Source organism: Baekduia sp. (assembly GCF_035996765.1).
Taxonomy (GTDB): Bacteria; Actinomycetota; Thermoleophilia; order Solirubrobacterales; family Solirubrobacteraceae; genus Baekduia.
Genome location: NZ_DASYJG010000077.1, coordinates 1 through 17,597 on the forward strand (window position 1 = coordinate 1; position 17,597 = coordinate 17,597).

Sequence of the window (17,597 nt, forward strand, 5' to 3'; positions counted from 1 at the left end):
TTCAGACTGAGAGCGGCGTTAGCGTGAAGCTGCATCCGGTGTGCTCCTTGGGACTGGGGTGCTTGGCAGCTCTCAGCCTCCAAGAAGCCCCGGATGCAACTACCTCACCCCCGAAACAACGTCCTCAGGAACTACATCTAGGTCGGCGTGTCAGCCGTCTTCCCGGTAACGCTTCGGGGGCGAACTTTGGGTCCGTGGCGCCTCATATCCCACATGGGAACACCAAACGACACGGACCACATCATCGCGGCGCTCGCGGCCGGCCAACACGGTGTCGTCAATAGAAGGCAGCTGCTGGCCAGCGGCATCTCGTCTAAGAAGATCGCGATGCGAGTTCGCGCGAAGCGGCTGCTGCCGCTCTACCCCGGCGTCTACACGGCCGGCCACGCTGAGCTGCGACGTGAGGGCAACTGGCTTGCAGCCGTATGGGCGTGCGGGACGACGGCGGTGTTGAGTCACTGGGACGCGGCGACGCATTGGGGATTGATGCCGTCGCGCGGCAGCCAGATTCACGTCACGCGGCCCTCAACGGCCGGCCGTGCTCCCGACCGGACGCGGATCAAGCTCCATCGCGTCGGCACCCTTCACGCCTGGGAGCGCACGCTCACCGACGGCATACCGACGACCACGGTGGCGCGCACGCTCCTGGACCTTGCACCAGACCTGCGACCCAGAGCCATCGAGGACACCATCGCCCATGCGAATCGCCTGGATCTCTTCGATCTCGTTGATGTCCGCCGGTGCCTCGATGAGCATCCGCGTCAGCATGGAGCGCCGGCGCTTCGACGCCTGCTCGACGCCCTCGCAGGCACCGGCGCCGCCGACCTGCGAAGCATGTTGGAGGTCTTGCTGCTCCAGCTCTCCGACGACCACCAGCTCCCCGAGCCCGTCGCCAACGCGCAAGTCGAAGGCTTCACCGTCGACTTCTACTGGCCCCAAAAGCATCTGATCATCGAAGCCGACAGCTACACCTACCACTCGATGCCATCGGCCTTCGAGCGCGATCGCGAGCGCGATCAGCAGCTCACGCTCGCCGGCTACACCGTCGTCCGGTTCACCTACCGACAAGTCACCCGACAGCCCAAGGCGGTCGCCGACCGCGTTCGCCGTCTGCTCAGCTGATGCATGGCGTCTGGTGTCCCTATGCGGGACACCAGACGACACGGACTGCCGGGGCGTGCCTCCCGGGGGCCCGAGCCGCCGCTACTCCTCGCGCCGCCGCTCGTCGTCGCGCTTCAGGGCGTTGGTGAAGCGTTGCGGGACGCGGGGTGGCGTGATGCCGCCGGCCTGCTCCCACAACGTCACGACGATGAGCTCGGCGCCGTCGCGGCGGCAGACGAAGACGAGTGAGCGATCGGTGAGGTCGCGGACGTAGACCGAGCCGCGGGCGCCGGTGGCGCCCGGCGGCGGCTCCTCGGTCGTCCGGCCCGCGGCGACCGCCCGGGCCACGCGCGCGATGATCTCGGGCCGTGCGTCCAACGCCCCCGCGACCCGCTGGCGAAAGCGCTCGACCGCATGATCAGTTACCGCGACCAACATGGTGTTCTACAAGACCAGCCGGTAGCGGATCTCGCAGACGCCGGGCAGCGTCTCCTGCTCGGCGCCGTCGGCCATCCAGCCGCGGCGCTCGTAGAGCGCGCGGCTGTGCGTGTTCTCGCGGAAGGTCCACAGCAGCGCTGTCGTGTGGCCGGCGTCACGCAGGATCGCCTCGGCGTGGGCGAGCAGGAGGTGGTCGACCTCGGCCTCGTGGCCGGTCACGGGGTCGACGTGCAGGACGCCGATCTCCCCATTAGCGACGCCGACCACGCCAACGATCTCTCCTTCGCGCTCGGCCAGCCACGCCTCGCCCGGCCTGACGCCGTTCCACAGCCCGATGCGGTCGTCGAGCGTCGGCATGTGGGCCTCGTCGACGAAGCCCGCGTACTCCGCGCGCCAGGCGCGCACCTGCAGGGCGGCGATGGCGTGCACGTCCCTCGCGGCGACCGGGCGGATCGTCATCGAACGTCCCCCCGGTGGGGGCGACCGCCCGCGACCGCAGCGTTCGACGTCATGGGGCGAGAGTCTGCCGGTAGCGAAGCTCGGGCGCCTCAGCGGTGGTGCCCGACGCCCCATCAGCGGACCAGCCGCGACGCTCGTAGAAGCCGCGCGCATGGCCGTTGTCTGCAAAGAGCCAGACGACCGCCTCGCTAAAACCTGCGTCGCGCAGCGTCGTCACCGCGTGCTCGTAGAGCGTCGCCCCCACGCCGGCGCCTTGGGCCGCAGGCTCGACATCGAGTCCGCACAGGCGACCAACCGATGGGTCATCGGCATCCGGGCCGAGCTTCACGACCCCGACGACGCGCCCCTCCACCTCGGCGACGAACGCACCGTCGAGAGCACCGTCGGAAGACCAATGAGCCTCACGCTCCTCGACCGTGATCATCTCCGGCTCGGCGACGATATCGACGTAGGCCCAGCGCCACGCCCGGACCTCCAGCTCGGCGAGCGCCCGGGCGTCGGTGACGGTCGCGGGCCGGATCACGCGTCGCCGAAGAGCAGCTGCTCCAGGCCGATCACGAGCGGCTCACGCTGGTCACCGACGTGACGGACGGCCAGCAGCACGCCCGGCACGAACGACGTGCGATCGGTGGAGTCATGGCGGATCGTCAGCGTCTGGCCAACGTCGCCGAGGATGACCTCCTGGTGGGCGACGAGGCCAGGCAGCCGGACCGAGTGGATCGGTACCTCGCCCTCCATCAGCTCCGCCGTCCGCTTCGCCGTGCCCGACGGCTTGTCGAGCTTGCCGTCGTGGTGGAGCTCGATGATCTCGGCCTTGGCCATCAGTTTGGACGCCTCGGTCGCAAAGCGCATCATCAAGATCGCGCCGATCGCGAAGTTCGGGGCCAGGAACGCGTTGCCGGGTGGGCGGGGGCGAATTTCACGCAGCGGCGCCGGGTCAAAGCCCGTCGTCCCGATCACCACGTGGACGCCGGCCTCGACGCACGCGATCGCGTTGTCCAGCGCCGTGTCGGGGCGCGTGAAGTCGACGACCACGTCACAGTCGCCGAGGATGTCGGCCAGCGGCGTGTCCAACGCAGGATCGGCGCGGCCGGCGAGGACAAGATCCTCAGCAGCCTCCACCCCGTCGCAGATCGCCCGTCCGACGTTGCCGGCTGCACCGGCGACACCAACCCGCAACGGCTGGCTCATGCGGCCTCGGCGAGCGTCGGGGACACCGCTTCCAGCGCGCCACGGAAGACGCTCTCGTCGCCGCCAATCCCGGCGGCGCTCAGGCGCTCGGGTGCGTACAGCTCGCGCGCCAAGCCCGCGACGTCGTCGAGCGTGACGGCGTCGATCCGATCGACGACCTCGTCGACCGTGAGCACCGGCATGTCGGCCAGGACCGAGGAGCCGAGCCGGTTCATCCGCGCCGTGGTCGACTCAAGTGCCAGCACAACGCGGCCCTTGACGTTCTCCTTGGAGCGGTCGAGCTCCTCGGCGGTGACGCCGTCGGCCAGCAGCTTGTCGAGCTCGGTGCCGACGACCTTCATCGCCGTCTGCACGTTGTCGGGGCGCGTCCCGAGGTAGAGGCCGATCTGGCCCGTGCCCGCGTAGGACCCCGTGAACGAGTACACGCTGTAAGCCAGACCGCGTTGTTCACGCACTTCCTGAAACAGCCGCGACGACGACGTCCCGCCGAGCACCGTGTCGAGGATGCGCAGCGCGAAGCGGCGATCGTCGTCACGGGCCAAGCCGGGCGCACCGAGCGCCACGTGGTACTGCTCGGTCTCCTTGGCGAAGAAGCGCCGTCGGGCCTGCGCGGTGCCGGGCAACGCGAGCGGCGCGGGCGGCGCGCCGACCGGAGCCGGATCGCCGATCGTCGCCGAGACCAGCTCGACGATGCGATCGTGGTCGACGGCGCCCGCCGCCGCGACCACGACGTTCTGCGCGGTGTAGCGGCCACCGTGAAACGCGCGCAGCTCGGCAGCCGGCGTGCCGGCCACCACCTCGCGCGTTCCGATGATCGCCCGGCCGAGCGGATGCTCGCCGAAGACGGCCTCGCCGAGCACGTCGAAGACGCGGTCCTGCGGGTCGTCTTCGTACATCGCGATCTCCTCGAGGACGATCTCGCGCTCTTGGGCGAGGTCCTCGTCGGTGATCCGCGGACGCCAGACCATGTCGGCCATGACGTCGAAGGCCCGCTCGAGGTGGATGTCGAGCACGCGTGAGTAGACCGACGTCGTCTCCTTGCCGGTCCCCGCGTTGATCTCGGCCCCCATGCCGTCGAAGATCTGATCGATCTCCAACGACTCGTAGCGGGCCGAGCCCCGGAAGAGCATGTGCTCCAACAGGTGCGACAGGCCCGCTCGATCGGCGTCCTCGAACCCCGAGCCCGTCCCGATCCAGAACCCCAGCGCCGCGGATCGCACGGAGTCCATGGACTCCGTGACGACCCGGACGCCCGAGTCAAGCTCGGTCAGGCGATGCTCTTCGCGCAGGGCGATTAGATGGTTGGGGGTGGGCGGTGGGAGCCGATTAGTCGCGGTCGGGATCGCGGTCCGAACGGTGCCGCGGGCGGCCGGAGCCGCGCGGGCGATCGCCGTCGCCGCCGCCACGCGGGCCGCCTTCGCGGTCGCGTCGCGGGCCACGGTCGCCGCCGCCGCTGCGCTCACGGCGCGGGGCGCCGCCGTTGCCGCCGCCGCCCCCACCGCCGGCGCTGACGGTCGCGAGCTCCTCGACCGACTTGCCGGCGATCTCGGGATCGTCGGCGAGGCGCAGGCCGATGCGGCCGCGCTCGCGGTCGACCTCGACCACGCGGACCTCGATGTCGTCGCCCTTGTTGAGCACTTCCTCGACGGTGCCGACACGCTCACCGGGCTTGACGTTGCTGATGTGCAACAGGCCGTCGGTGCCCTTGGCCAGCTCGACGAACGCGCCGAAGGTCGTCGTCTTGACGACCTTGCCGCTGAACGAGTCGCCGATCTCGACCTCCTTGGTCATCGTCCGGATCCGCTCGGCCAGCTTCTCGCCGAGCTCACCGTTGGCGGAGTACACGAGGACCTGACCGTCGTCGTTGACGTCGATCTGGGACTCGAACTCCTCCGACAGACCGCGGATCGTCTCGCCGCCCTTGCCGATCAGCAGGCCGATCTTGGACGGGTCGATCTGCACCGTGATGATCCGCGGCGCGTAGGCCGACAGCTGCTCACGCGGCGTAGCGATGACGCGCGCCATCTGCCCGAGGATGTCCAGGCGAGCCTCACGGGCCTGGGCGAGCGCGTCGCGCAGGATGTCGAACGTGACGCCCGTGATCTTGATGTCCATCTGCAGGGCGGTGATGCCCTCGGCGGTACCGGCGACCTTGAAGTCCATGTCGCCGAGGTGGTCCTCAACACCGGCGATGTCGGTGAGGACGGTGTAGTCGTCGCCCTCCTTGATCAGGCCCATCGCGATGCCCGCGACGGGAGCCTTGATCGGCACGCCCGCGTCCATCAGCGACAGCGACGAGCCACAGACCGACGCCATCGACGACGAGCCGTTGGACTCAAAGATGTCGGAGACGACCCGCACCGTGTAGGGAAAGTCCTCGATCGACGGGACGACCGGCACCAGGGCGCGCTCGGCCAGCGCGCCGTGACCGATGTCACGCCGCTTGGGGCCGCGCATGAAGCCCGTCTCACCGACCGAGAAGGCCGGGAAGTTGTAGTGGTGCCAGTAGTACTTCTTGGTCTCCAGGCCGAGCGTGTCGAGGCGCATCTCCTCCTTCAGCGTGCCGAGGGCGGCGACGCTGAAGGCCTGGGTCTGACCGCGCGTGAACAGCGCGGAGCCGTGCGTGCGCGGGGCGACCGAGACCTCGATCGAGATCGGGCGGATCTCGGTCTCGTGACGGCCGTCGGGACGCTTCTTGTCCTTGGCGATCCGCTCGCGGATGATCTGCTTCTCGATCTTGGCGAACGCCGTCTTGGCGTTGGCCTTGTACTCGCCGAACGTGTCGGCGTCAGGATCGCCGGCGTACTTCTCGACGACGGCCGTCTCGACGGCCTTGGTCGCGTCCTGGCGCTCGAGCTTGTCGAAGACCTGGGTGGCGGCGTCGAGGTCGGCGCCGTGCGAGCCGCGGATCTCGTCGAGCAGGTTGGCCGGCAGCTCCTTGACCTCGAACTCCAGCTTCGGCTTGCCGACCTTCTCGGCCAGCTCGCGCTGGGCGCCGCACAGCTTCTTGATCGCGTCGTGCGCGATGTCCAGCGCGTCGAGGATCTCGGCCTCAGAGACCACGTTGGCCCCGGCCTCGACCATCAGGATGGCCTCTTCGGTGCCGGCCACGATCAGGTCGAGGTCGGTGTTCTCGAGGAGGTCCTCCTCGTCAGGGTTGACGACGAAGTTGCCGTCGATCTTGCCGATGCGGACCGCGCCAACCGGGTTGGGCAGCGGGACCGGCGAGATCATCAGCGCCGCGGAGGCGCCGTTCATCGCAAGGATGTCGTACGGGTGGACGTGGTCGATCGAGAGCGGGATCGCGACGATCTGCGTCTCATAACGCCAGCCCTTGGGGAAGAGCGGGCGGATCGGCCGGTCGATCATGCGCGCCGTCAGCGTGCCCTTCTCGCCCGAGCGGCCCTCGCGCTTGAAGAAAGAGCCGGGGATCTTGCCCGCGGCGTACATCCGCTCCTCGACGTCCACGCTCAGCGGCAGGAAGTCGATGTCGCGGAGGTTGCCCACGGTCGCGGTGTTCAAGACCATGGTGTCGCCCTGACGGACGACGACGGCGCCGGATGCCTGCTTGGCCATCTTGCCCGTCTCGAAGGAGATCTCCTTACCGGCGATCTCGACGGTGACCGTGGTCACGGCGTCATCTGACATATGTCGTTCCTCCTGGGGCCCACGCGTCGGACTCGGCGGGCCGGGTGTTCTTCATCTTTGATCCGAAAGTTCGCTCGTCAGTCTACCGAGGGGCGCAGAAGGGCAGGGGTTACCGTCACGCCGGCGCGCATCCCCTCGCGCAGGTCGCGCGTGACCCGCTGCGCCACCGCGTCGGAGCGGCGGTCGACCTCGAAGCGGTCGAGGTCGAGGCCGAGGTCGTTGCAGCGGTCCCAGAGGTGCGGATCGTCGATGCGCCCCTGGTCGGCGAACAGCGCATCGTGGAAGGGCCAGAAGGCGCCCTGCATCGCGGCCGCCTCGGCCGCGTGGGCCAGCGGCACGGCGCGCGGATGGCGTGCGCGCAGCGCGAAGTGGCGGAAGACCACGGAGCTGCCGGCGTCCTTGAGCGCGATCGCCGCCACCGCGCAGCGCGGGCAGCTGAAGTCGGCGTACATGACGACCAGCTCGGGGTCGTCTGGCTGACCGCGAAGATGATCCTCGGGCCGGACCGCGGGGATCGGCGCGCTGGTGAGATCGCCCATGCGGTGCAGACCGTACCCACCGGTGATGAAGGTCTTCACATTGTCGCGAGAGCAGTCGCTGCCGGGCAGGCCGGAGGAGGTCTTCCCGTTCTTCGCCGATGCGCGCAACCTGCAGGCGATTACGCCGCCGTTGTTGCGCTTTGAGGTGGTGACGCCGGGTGAGATCCCGATGCGCGTCGGAACGCTGATCCAGTATCGGCTGACGCTGCGCGGGATCGGCGTGAACTGGCTGACGTCGATCCAGGAGTGGGATCCGCCGTGGCGGTTCGTCGATGTGCAGGTGCGGGGGCCGTATGCGGTGTGGCATCACACGCACGAGTTCGCTGCGGGGGCCGGTGGCAAGAACACCATCATGCGCGACACGGTGCGCTACGCGATCGGGTTCGGGCCTTTGGGCGCCATCGCGGCGCGGGCGTTTGTGCACCGGGACGTGGCCAACATCTTCAACTACCGCCGTGATGCAGTCGTGGCCGCGCTCAGTTCAGACGCTAGTCGCAGTGCGGAGCGTGGTGCGTTGGCATCGAGGAAGAGGTGAGCGGTACCCAGGCGCCTAGGGTCTGACCGCGAGCCGCGGCCGCGGGGCTGAGCGGGTCGTTCGCCGCCTCATCGAAGATTCAGGTCGATTTCACCCCAACAGTTGGGGTCAGACCGACCCGAATCTTCGATGAGGCGGCGAACGACCCGCGCCCAGGCGCCCGCGGACGACCCCGGGCGGTGGCGCGATCCTTCACGCTCACTCCCTCGAATGCCGACAGACCACGCACCGCGCCACGGCCAACGGGCGCGCTGGACGCCACCAACGCCCGCGCTACGAAGCGCCGCCGACGGACGCAAGCCCGTCGAAGATCAGGTTCACGCCGGGCAGGTCCCCGGGCGAGTCCGCGAGGTGCGACCAGGCCACGACCCCGTCGGGCCCGACGATCACGAGAGCCCGGTTGGTCATGCCGGCCGCCTCGAAGTACGCACCAAACACCCGCGAGCCCGCGCCCTTGGGCTCGAAGTCTGAGAGCATCTCGATCGAGACACCGAGCTTTTCCTTGAAGGCGGTCTGCGACGGGATCGCGTCGGTCGAGACGCCGTAGAGCGTCGCGCCCTGCTCGGTCAGCTCGCCCAGCGCCTCTTCGTAGATCTGGAACTGGTCGGTGCAGACCGGGCTGAAGGCGAACGGGTAGAAGACCAGGACGGTGGTCTTGCCCTGCAGGTCGTCGGGCGTGAACTCGGCGCCGTCGCCGCGCCGAAGCAGGAAGTCGGGAACCTTGGTCCCGGGCGCGATGATGCTCACGGGAGATCCTCGCCGGCGCTTACCGGCGCAGGCCGAGCTCGGCGATGAGGGCGCGGTAGCCCTCGAGGTCGTTCTTGCTCAGGTAGTTGAGCAGACGACGGCGCTGGCCGACGAGCATGAGCAGGCCGCGACGGCTGGCGTGATCCTTCTTGTGCTCCCGAAGGTGCTCGGTCAGATCGTTGATGCGCGCCGTCAGCAGGGCGACCTGGACCCGGGTGCTCCCGGTGTCCTGGGCGTTCTCCCCGAACTTGGCGACAATTTCCTGCTTGCGGTCAGCGGTCAGCGTGCTCATGTGCGACGCGGAAGGCTAGCAGGGGCGGGCGTCAACCCGCGGAGAGGTCGCGTGCCTCGTCGACGTCGCGGCCCATCTGCTCCACGAGGGCGTCCACGCTGTCAAAGCGCCGCTCGCCGCGCAGCCGGCGCAGGAACTCGATGCGGATCTTCTCGCCGTAGAGGTCGCCCGACCAGTCGATCAGGAACGCCTCGATCAGCTCCCCGCGACCGGTGACGAACTGCGGCCGGACGCCGACGTTGGTCGCGGCCGCGGCAAGCGACCCGTCCGGCAGGGCGACGCGGCAGGCATAGACGCCGTGACCCGGCACGACGAACCCCGGTCGCGGCACGAGGTTGGCGGTCGGAAAGCCCAGCGTGCGCCCGCGCTTGTCGCCGTGCTGGACCTCACCGTCGACGGCGAACGGCGCGCCGAGCAGCTGATCGGCGTACTGCACCGCACCACCGGCCAACAGGCCACGGATGTGGCTGGAGCTGACGACCTCCCCATCGACCTCCAGCAGCGGCACCGTGCGCGTCTCAAAGCGCGGATCGTCGGCGAGAAGTTGCGCATCGCCCTGGGCCTTGTGTCCGAACCGGAAGTTCTCGCCGACGCTGACGTGCGTGGCCGCCACGCGCTCGACCAGGACGTGGTCGACGAAGTCCTGGGCGCTGCGCGCGGCGAAGTCACCGTCGAACGGGATCACGACGAGCTCATCGATCCCGAGCGACGCCACCAGCTCGGCCTTGCGCTCCAACGTCGTCAGCAGCTTGGGCTGCGTGCCGGGCGCGACGACCGACTGCGGGTGCGGATCGAACGTGACGACGGTGTCGGCGCTGCCGATGACCTCGCGGTGGCCGAGGTGGACGCCGTCGAAGGTGCCGATGGCCACCCGCCGCGGTCGCGGCTCCACGTCGGGCAGGTACGTGAGCTTCACGCCCGGAAGCCTACGCGGGGCTTGGCACGACCGTCGGTGACATCGGCCACGCAGACCGCCTCACCGTCAGGATCGACTAAGTAGACGTCGCCTGTCGGCGCGTCCGCCCAGTGCCCGCCGCCGGTGATGTCGACGACCTGGCCGTGACCGGCGCGCCGCGCGGCGTCGGCGTCGACCGGCACCGCGGGCAGCACTCCGTTGAGCGCCTGCGCGAGCGTGAGGACGCGCGGTGCGAACGGTGCCGCGTCGGAGCGATCGGGCGGTGCGATGGCCTCCTCGACACGGAACGGACCGATCTGGGTGCGACGCAGCTCGACGCAGTAGGCATCACCGAGATCAGCGATCAACGACCGGACGTAGGTGCCCGACGAGCAACGGATGTCGTAGCGGGCGCAATCGCCCTCGCGCCAGCGCTCCTCGAAGCCGGTGACATAGATCTCGCGCTCGGGGATCTCCACAGCCTCCCCCGCACGCGCCATCGCGTACGCGCGGCGGCCGTCGATCTTGACCGCGCTGTAGGCCGGCGGGCGCTGACGGATCCTCCCGATCGGCAACGTGACGTCGCGCGGTGGCATGCGGCCCGTGTGGACCAGCTCACCTTCCGGATCGCCGGTGGTCGACGTCCACCCCAGCTGCGCAACCGTCTCGTAGGCCTTGGGCAAGGCCATCAAGTAGCGCTGGATCCGCGTCGCGCGGCCGAGCAGGATCAGCAGCAGCCCCGTGGCGAACGGATCGAGCGTTCCGCTGTGGCCGACCTTCGTCCCGCGCGGCAGCGTGCGCCGCACGCGGGCGACGATGTCAAACGACGTCGGACCGGCCGGCTTGTCGACCAGCACCACCCCATCAACCGGCAAGCAGCGCCTCCCCTAGGTCGACGACAGCGCCAACTGCGCGGCGATCTGCTCGCGCAGGAAGGCGACCAGCTCGTCGTCGCCGAGCTCGGTCGAGAAGCCCGCCGCCTGACGATGCCCACCGCCGCCGCCCGCGCGGGCGATGGCCGACACGTCGACCTCGCCGTCGGTCGAGCGCAGCGAGACCTTCTTGAGGATGCGCTCCGGATCGGCGCCGTCGATCTCGCGCGCCAGCGCGGCGACCTTGGTGTGCTCGACCGACCGCAGGTGGTCGATGATGCCCTCGGTGTAGCTGTCCTCGGCCCCGACGCGCTCGAAGTCCTCGCGCGTGAGCCGCGCGATCGTCAACGTGCCGTCATCGTGGCGCTCCACCCGCGCCAGCGCGCGGCCGAGGAGCTCGAGCTTCGCGTATGGCATGTCCTCGTAGAGCCGGCGGTAGATCGCATGCGTGTCGACGCCGGCCTCGATCAGCTCGGCGGCCATCACGTGCGACCGCGGCCCGGTGTTCTCATACATGAACCGGCCGGTGTCGGTGACGAGCCCCACGTACAGCGCCTCGGCCAGCTCCTGGTCGGGCTCGACCCCCAGCGCGCGCATCAGATCCCAGACGATCTCGGTCGTGCACGCCGACTCGGGATCCACGAGGTCGACCGTGCCGAAGCGCGTGTTGTCGTGGTGGTGGTCGATGTTGAGGATGTGGACGTCGTCGCCCTTGACGATCCCCAGCGGGTTGCGGTCGATGTTGCCGCAATCGAGGTAGATGATCGTGCGCTGCGGCAGATCGGTCGGCGGGACCGTCGAGAGCCCCTGCAGGTCGAAGAAGCGGTACTCGTAGGGCAGCGGGAACTCGTCGGCGGCCATCAGCATGACCGAGTCCTTGCCCAGCGCCGTGAGGATGCGGTGCATCGCCACCAGCGAGCCGAGCGCGTCGCCGTCGGGGTGCTCGTGGGTCACCAGGCAGAAGCCCTCGGCCCCGCGGATCTCGCGCAGGACCTCCTCGCGTGCCGCTGTCGCGCCGTTGCGGTCCATCAGGCTCCGTCCTCCGTGACGTGCTCGATCAGGGCTTCCAGCTTGGCGGCCTTCTCGGCCGTGTCGTCGAGCAAGAACTGCAGGGCCGGGGTGTGCTTCATCCGCAGCTCGCGGGCGATGCGCGTCTGGAGGATGCCGTGCGCTGACGCCAGGCCCTCGAGCGTCGCCGCCTTCTCCTCGTCGGTGCCGAACACGCTCACGAAGACCCGCGCTTGGCGCAGGTCAGCACTCGTTCGCACCTCGGTGACTGTCACGAAACCGACCCGGGGGTCCTTGAGATCATGGGCGACGGCATCGCCGAGCACCTCGCGGACGGCTTCGTCCACGCGGCGCATCCGCGCTCCTCCGGAACTCATCCTAGACCCTCTGCATGGCGTCGAGCAGTTGGAGCGGTGAGCAAGCCTTCATCGGCGCTCACCGCCCCGACCGGAACTACGACGGCTGGAGCTCGCGCTCCACCTGCCGCGTCTCGAAGACCTCCAGGACATCGCCTTCGCGAACGTCCTGGTAGTTGTGGAGCACGATGCCGCACTCGTAGCCGGACGCGACCTCGCGGGCGTCCTCGTTGAAGCGCCGCAGCGTGTCGACCGTGGTCTCGGTGACCACGGTCCCGTCGCGCACCAACCGGACCTTCGCCCCGCGACGCACGACGCCGTCGGTGACGTAGGAGCCGGCGATGGTGCCGATCTTGGACGCCTTGAACGTCTGGCGCACCTCGACCGTCCCGATCGTGTCCTCCACGATCTCCGGCGCGAGCAGGCCTGTCATGGCCGCACGCAGGTCGTCGAGCGCCGCGTAGATCACCGAGTAATCGCGGATCTCCACGCCCTGGCGATCGGCCAGCGCGGCGGCGTCGCCCACCGGGCGCACGTTGAAGCCGATGATGACGGCCTCCGACGCGGCGGCGAGCATGACGTCGGACTCGTTGATGCCACCGACGCCGCTGTGCAGCACGTCGACGCGCACCTCGTCCTGGGGCAGGCGGGCGATCTCGTCCTCGAGCGCCTCGACCGAGCCGGCGACGTCGCCCTTGATGACGAGCGGCAGCTCGGCGAGCTCGGCCTCACGGGCACGGCGGAAGACGTCCTCGAAGGACACCTTGCGGCCGGACCGACGGGCCAGCGCCTCGGACTTCTCGCGCGTCTCGCGCTCGGCGGCCAGGCGACGGGCCTCCTTGTCTGACTCGACCGCACGGACGTGCTCGCCGGCGTCGGGGACGCCGTCGAAGCCGAGGATCTCCACCGGATCGCCGGGGACCGCCTCGGTCACGCGCTCGCCGCGGTAGTCGATCATCGCGCGGACGCGACCCGGCTCGGCGCCGGCCACGATCGACTCACCGATGCGCAGCGTGCCGCGCTGGATCAGCACGGTGACGACCGGGCCGCGGCCCGGATCGAGCTTGGACTCGATGACGACGCCCGACGCCTCAGCGGTCGGGTTGGCCTCGAGCTCCTCGAGCTCGGCAACCACGAGGATCGTGTCGAGCAAGTCCTCCAGATTGGTGCCGGCCTTGGCCGAGACGTCGACGTACTCGGTCTCGCCGCCCCAGTCCGACGGCTGGAGGCCGAGCTGCGTGAGCTCGGTGCGCACCCGCGTCGGGTCCGCCCCCTCCTTGTCGATCTTGTTGACGGCGACCACGATCGGCACGTCGGCCGCGTTGGCGTGGTCGATGGCCTCGTTGGTCTGCGGGCGCGCGCCGTCGTCGGCGGCGACCACGATCACGGCGATGTCGGTCACCCGGGCGCCGCGGGCACGCATGGCGGTGAACGCCTGGTGGCCCGGGGTGTCCAGGAAGGTGATGGTCTTGCCGTTGTGATGGACCTGGTAGGCGCCGATGTGCTGCGTGATGCCACCGGCCTCACCGGCAGCGACCTCGGTCTTGCGGACCGCGTCCAGCAGCGACGTCTTGCCGTGGTCGACGTGGCCCATGATCGTCACGACCGGTGGGCGCTCGACGAGATCCTCGGCGGCGTCGTCGTACTCGATCTCGTCGTCGGCCTCGTCGGAGAGCGTGACGATCTCGATCTTCTTGTCGAGCGCATCGGCGACGAGCTGGATCTCCTCGTCGCCCAGCGTCTTGGTCACCATCGCCAGCACGCCCATGGACATGAGCTGCTTGATGACGTCGGGGACCGGGACGCCGAGGTACTCGGCGACGTCCTTGACCGTGGAGCCGGAGTTGATCCGGACCGTGTCGATCCGCGTCAGCTGATCGGCAGCCAACATGTCCGGCGTGTCCGGCATCGGCGTGCGGCGGCGACGCCGGCGACGGCGCGGCGGACGCTGCGGCGCCGGCCCGGGGCCCGCCCCGGGACCGCGACGGGCGGCCTGGGAGTCGATGACGACACGGCGCTTGCCGGCGCCGGGCCCACCCTCGCTGCGCATCCCGCCGCGCGTGGGGCGACCGGCCTGGCCCGAGGGCTGGGACTGCGTCTCGTCGCGCTTGGGGCGCTTGGGTGGCTCGGGGACCGAGATGATGCGCGGGCCTGCGCCGCGCGCGGGCGGCTCGACGTGCGGAACCAGCCCGGGCGTCTTGTCGTCCTTGCCCTTGGCGGTCGCGGCGCCCTTGGCGTCGTCGGGGGCCTCGGCGGCGGCCGCGTCTGCCGCGGGGGCCTCAGCCTCGGCGGCGGCCGCCTCGGCAGGCGGGGCGACGACCTTGGGGCGGTTGGCCTGGGAGTCGACCGACGGAGCCGGGACGGAGATCTTCTTGCGGCCCTTGGCCTTGGCGGGAGCCTTCTTGGCCGGTGTCTCGGCGGGCGCAGCGGCCTGCGGCGCCTCGGCTGCAGGCACGGCCTCAACCGCCGGAGCCGTGGTGGCCTCGGGCGCCTGCGGCGTGATCTCTTCGACTTCGACCGGCTCGGGCGCCTGGACCTCGGGCGACGCCGCCGCGGGCTGCGGCGTCGTGCGGGCCTGCCCCGGGCCGCTGCGGCCCATCTGGCGGCGCGGATCGACCGGGAGGTCGTCAAGGACGGGACGGCGCGGGACCGGACGGACGGGCTGCGGCGTGCCGCGGCTGCCCGGAGGCGGGCCGCCACGTGCGGGAGCCTGGCCGGGGCGTGCGGTGGTGTTGCCCAGCTGCGGTGCGCGTGCGGGCTGGCCACGGCCGGCGGGCGCGCGGGTGGGTGGGACCGGCTTCACGGGCTGACCGCGCCCGGCGGGCGGGCGCACGGGCTGCCCACGACCCTCGGGCGGACGCACGGGTGCGCCACGGGGCGCGCTCGCACGGGCGGGCTGGCCGCGCCCGGCGGGCGGCGCGGCCGCCGGAGCCTCGCCCTTGGGCGCGGCCGCCGGAGCCTTCGCGGGCGCCGTGGAAGATGGTGTGCCAGCGCCGTTGCCGGCAGCTGTCTTATCGCCGCTCATCGCGCGCAGCGCGTCGCCTTCCTCGACCGAGGAAGAAGCGGCCTTGACGTCAAGGCCCGCGGCCTGGAGCTTGTCGAGAACGTCCTTGCTGGACAGTCCCTGCTCCTTGGCGATCTCATGGATTCGCTTTTTTGCCATGCAGTCGTATCGATTCTACGAAGTCTTCGGAAATCTCCGCCGGTCCCCTCAGGGCACGGCTCACAGCGCGGCGCTTGACCGCCTGCTCAGCACACTCGGGGTTGCACACGTAGGCGCCCCGCCCGGGCATCGTCGCCGCCGGGTCTACCTCGACCCGACCTGCCACCGCAACCAGGCGCAGCAACTCGGATTTGGGACGGACCGTCCCACACCCGATGCAACGCCGGTGCGGTACAGAGCTTACGACGCCGGCTCCCCGGCCTGGGTCTCGGGGTCTGCGTCCACCGCCCCATCGGGCTCAGAGGCCTCCGGCGCGGGCTCGAGCCCGTTCTCTGAGGGCTCCTCCTCGACGAGCTCGGCCACCACCTCGTCGGCGCCCTCCGCGGGCACCTCGGCGGCAGGTGCGAGGTCGTCGTCGAACTCGCCCTCTTCCGGCTCGGCGTCTTCGTCGACGACCACTTCCTCCTGGTCGCCGTAGAGCTCCTCGGCCCTGGTGACGATGTCGACGACGTCGTCCCAGGTCTTGTCCGGATCGGCCAGGTCGGTGATCTCCTCGTCGCTGAGCGGCTCGAGGATCGCGACCGCGGCGGTGGTGAAGCGCGACAGCGCCTGGTGCTTGGGCAGGCCGCAGAACGGCGAGCCCGGCAGCGCCTCGTTGGGGCAGCGGCGACCGCGGACCGAGACGGCCTGGCAGCGGCCGCCGGTCTCCTCCTCGTACTCCTCAGAGGCGGTCGCCGTTGCGGCGAAGTCGGTCTCAGACTTGATGTCGATGCGCCAGCCGGTCAGCCGCGCGGCCAGACGCGCGTTCTGGCCCTCGCGGCCGATCGCCAGCGAGAGCTGGTCGTCGGGCACGATGACCGTCGCCTGCTTGGACTCGTCGTCGACGAGCACCTCGCGGACGCGGGCGGGCGACAAAGCCTTGGCGACGAACCGGGCGGGCTCGTCGTTGTAGGGGATGATGTCGATCTTCTCGCCACGCAGCTCGGAGACGACCATCCGGACGCGCGAGCCGCGCGGACCGACGCAGGCGCCGACGGGGTCGACGCCGTCGGCGTGCGAGATCACGGCGATCTTTGAGCGGTAGCCAGGCTCGCGGGCAACGTTGGCGATCTCCACCAGGCCGTCGGCGATCTCGGGGACCTCGAGCTCGAAGAGCTTCTTGATCAGCTCACCGTCGCGACGGCTGACGATGATCGAGGGACCCTTGGTGGAGGGCGAGACCTCCTTGATCACGGCCTTGACGCGCTGGCCATGGTCATAGCGCTCGCCGTCGACCTGCTCGCTCTTGGGCAGCAGCGCCTCGACACGGTCGCGCAGCTGCACGAGCGTGTAGCGGGAGTCCGACTGCTGGACGATGCCGGTGATCAGCTCGCCAACGCGGTCCTGGAACTCCTCGAACATCATGTCGCGCTCCGCCTCGCGGATGCGCTGCAGGATGACCTGCTTGGCGGTCTGCGCGGCGATGCGGCCGAAGTCGTCGGGGGTGTCGTCGATCTCCTCGATGCGATCCCGGTACTGCTCGAACTTCGCGGGGTCGATCTCGGGATCCTGCGGCTCGACCTTGTCGCCGGTCTCAGGGTCGATGTAGGACTCCTCGGCGATCGTCTCGCCGATCAGCTCGGCCTCGAGGTCCTTGGGGATGCGGTAGCGGATGACGACGAAGTCACCGGTCTCGGGATCGACCTCGACCCGCGCGTAGCGCGCGGCGCCGGGCAGCTTCTTGTAGGCCGAGAGCAGCGCGTCCTCGAGCGCGGCCATGAGCTTCTCGGGTGAGATGCCCTTCTCGCGCGCAAGCGCGGTCATGGCTTCCAGGATGTCGCGGGACATGAGGCTCCTGCTCCTAGGACTCGACGAGGTTGGATCGGGAGATGGCGTCGTACGGGATGGCGACGATGCCGGTACCTGCGGCCACCGTCACCTCCGTCTCGGAAGCTCCCACGAGCTCGCCGGTGAACGATCTGCGGCCGTCGTGCTCGTCGCGGGTGCGAACGCGAGCGCGTCGACCGATAAAGCGCCGGAAGTGCTCCGGCTTGCTTAGCGGACGCTCGGGGCCCGGAGAAGAGACCGTGAGGCCGTACTTCTCCAGGAGCTCGGGAAGCGCGTGGGTAACGCGCTCGCACAGCTCGAGCGTGACGCCTTCGGGATGGTCGATGAAGAGCTCCACGGTGTCCCCCTGCAACTCCGCGAGCAGCACCTCGACCTCGGGCTCGCGCTCAGCGAGCTTGCTCTCGATTTCAGCCTGGATCGTCGCGCTCATCAACCCTCCCCTCGAAAAATGAAAGAGCGGGCTCACGCCCGCTCCCTGTACATCACCGGGGACTGCTCCCCGGCACGGAAGTTGTGTGGTGAGAAT

General features: G+C 69.7%; 19 protein-coding genes. 2 read left to right on the forward strand and 17 right to left on the reverse strand.

Annotation, left to right across the window (positions count from 1 at the left end; translation table 11 throughout):
* The first annotated feature begins 213 nt into the window (after nucleotides 1–213).
* Nucleotides 214–1,122 (forward strand): DUF559 domain-containing protein, encoded by a 909-nt coding sequence (locus tag VGO10_RS16960; RefSeq protein ID WP_327470519.1) that lies wholly within the window; start codon nucleotides 214–216, stop codon nucleotides 1,120–1,122.
* Between the two features lie 81 nt (nucleotides 1,123–1,203).
* Here the strand turns inward: VGO10_RS16960 and VGO10_RS16965 are convergent, their stop codons facing one another.
* From VGO10_RS16965 to VGO10_RS16995, 7 genes are all read right to left on the reverse strand, one after another.
* Nucleotides 1,204–1,539, reverse strand: coding sequence for a hypothetical protein (locus VGO10_RS16965; protein WP_327470521.1), 336 nt, complete (start codon nucleotides 1,537–1,539; stop codon nucleotides 1,204–1,206).
* 6 nt (nucleotides 1,540–1,545) lie between these two features.
* Entirely contained in the window at nucleotides 1,546–1,998 is a 453-nt protein-coding gene (locus tag VGO10_RS16970) for a GNAT family N-acetyltransferase (protein WP_327470523.1), read from the reverse strand.
* Between the two features lie 49 nt (nucleotides 1,999–2,047).
* A complete protein-coding gene (locus tag VGO10_RS16975) occupies nucleotides 2,048–2,521 on the reverse strand; it encodes a GNAT family N-acetyltransferase (protein WP_327470525.1) in 474 nt (157 codons plus the stop codon).
* Nucleotides 2,518–3,189 carry a 4-hydroxy-tetrahydrodipicolinate reductase gene (locus VGO10_RS16980; RefSeq protein WP_327470527.1) on the reverse strand — a complete coding sequence of 224 codons (672 nt, stop codon included), beginning with the start codon at nucleotides 3,187–3,189 and terminating at the stop codon, nucleotides 2,518–2,520. The genes VGO10_RS16975 and VGO10_RS16980 overlap by 4 nt, the downstream gene beginning before the upstream one ends.
* The gene (locus VGO10_RS16985) at nucleotides 3,186–4,595 is read right to left on the reverse strand and encodes a pitrilysin family protein (protein ID WP_327470529.1); all 1,410 of its coding nucleotides are present in this window, start codon (nucleotides 4,593–4,595) and stop codon (nucleotides 3,186–3,188) included. The genes VGO10_RS16980 and VGO10_RS16985 overlap by 4 nt, the downstream gene beginning before the upstream one ends.
* On the reverse strand, nucleotides 4,516–6,837 hold the full coding sequence (locus tag VGO10_RS16990) for a polyribonucleotide nucleotidyltransferase (RefSeq protein WP_327470531.1): 2,322 nt from the start codon (nucleotides 6,835–6,837) through the stop codon (nucleotides 4,516–4,518). The genes VGO10_RS16985 and VGO10_RS16990 overlap by 80 nt, the downstream gene beginning before the upstream one ends.
* 77 nt (nucleotides 6,838–6,914) lie before the next feature.
* On the reverse strand, nucleotides 6,915–7,376 hold the full coding sequence (locus tag VGO10_RS16995; protein WP_327470533.1) for a DsbA family protein: 462 nt from the start codon (nucleotides 7,374–7,376) through the stop codon (nucleotides 6,915–6,917).
* 25 nt (nucleotides 7,377–7,401) lie between these two features.
* Between VGO10_RS16995 and VGO10_RS17000 the strand changes: the two genes are divergently transcribed.
* Nucleotides 7,402–7,911: an SRPBCC family protein gene (locus tag VGO10_RS17000; protein WP_327470535.1), complete on the forward strand. Its 510-nt coding sequence runs from the start codon at nucleotides 7,402–7,404 to the stop codon at nucleotides 7,909–7,911.
* A 273-nt stretch (nucleotides 7,912–8,184) separates the two neighbouring features.
* Here the strand turns inward: VGO10_RS17000 and VGO10_RS17005 are convergent, their stop codons facing one another.
* The 10 genes from VGO10_RS17005 to rimP form a co-directional block, all read right to left on the reverse strand.
* Nucleotides 8,185–8,658: a redoxin domain-containing protein gene (locus tag VGO10_RS17005; protein WP_327470537.1), complete on the reverse strand. Its 474-nt coding sequence runs from the start codon at nucleotides 8,656–8,658 to the stop codon at nucleotides 8,185–8,187.
* A gap of 19 nt (nucleotides 8,659–8,677) precedes the next feature.
* Nucleotides 8,678–8,950 (reverse strand): 30S ribosomal protein S15, encoded by a 273-nt coding sequence (rpsO, locus tag VGO10_RS17010; protein WP_327470539.1) that lies wholly within the window; start codon nucleotides 8,948–8,950, stop codon nucleotides 8,678–8,680.
* Between the two features lie 31 nt (nucleotides 8,951–8,981).
* The gene (locus VGO10_RS17015) at nucleotides 8,982–9,866 is read right to left on the reverse strand and encodes a bifunctional riboflavin kinase/FAD synthetase (protein ID WP_327470541.1); all 885 of its coding nucleotides are present in this window, start codon (nucleotides 9,864–9,866) and stop codon (nucleotides 8,982–8,984) included.
* Nucleotides 9,863–10,720, reverse strand: a complete 858-nt coding sequence (gene truB / locus VGO10_RS17020; RefSeq protein ID WP_327470543.1) for a tRNA pseudouridine(55) synthase TruB — start codon at nucleotides 10,718–10,720, stop codon at nucleotides 9,863–9,865. The genes VGO10_RS17015 and truB overlap by 4 nt, the downstream gene beginning before the upstream one ends.
* A gap of 12 nt (nucleotides 10,721–10,732) precedes the next feature.
* Nucleotides 10,733–11,746, reverse strand: coding sequence for a DHH family phosphoesterase (locus tag VGO10_RS17025; RefSeq protein ID WP_327470545.1), 1,014 nt, complete (start codon nucleotides 11,744–11,746; stop codon nucleotides 10,733–10,735).
* A complete protein-coding gene (rbfA, locus tag VGO10_RS17030) occupies nucleotides 11,746–12,081 on the reverse strand; it encodes a 30S ribosome-binding factor RbfA (protein ID WP_327470547.1) in 336 nt (111 codons plus the stop codon). The genes VGO10_RS17025 and rbfA overlap by 1 nt, the downstream gene beginning before the upstream one ends.
* 97 nt (nucleotides 12,082–12,178) lie before the next feature.
* Nucleotides 12,179–15,244 carry a translation initiation factor IF-2 gene (gene infB / locus VGO10_RS17035; RefSeq protein WP_327470549.1) on the reverse strand — a complete coding sequence of 1,022 codons (3,066 nt, stop codon included), beginning with the start codon at nucleotides 15,242–15,244 and terminating at the stop codon, nucleotides 12,179–12,181.
* Nucleotides 15,222–15,461 carry a YlxR family protein gene (locus VGO10_RS21855; RefSeq protein WP_414642252.1) on the reverse strand — a complete coding sequence of 80 codons (240 nt, stop codon included), beginning with the start codon at nucleotides 15,459–15,461 and terminating at the stop codon, nucleotides 15,222–15,224. The genes infB and VGO10_RS21855 overlap by 23 nt, the downstream gene beginning before the upstream one ends.
* A 23-nt stretch (nucleotides 15,462–15,484) precedes the next feature.
* A complete protein-coding gene (gene nusA / locus VGO10_RS17040) occupies nucleotides 15,485–17,071 on the reverse strand; it encodes a transcription termination factor NusA (RefSeq protein ID WP_327470551.1) in 1,587 nt (528 codons plus the stop codon).
* 13 nt (nucleotides 17,072–17,084) lie between these two features.
* On the reverse strand, nucleotides 17,085–17,501 hold the full coding sequence (gene rimP / locus VGO10_RS17045; protein WP_327470553.1) for a ribosome maturation factor RimP: 417 nt from the start codon (nucleotides 17,499–17,501) through the stop codon (nucleotides 17,085–17,087).
* Nucleotides 17,502–17,597 lie beyond the last annotated feature (96 nt).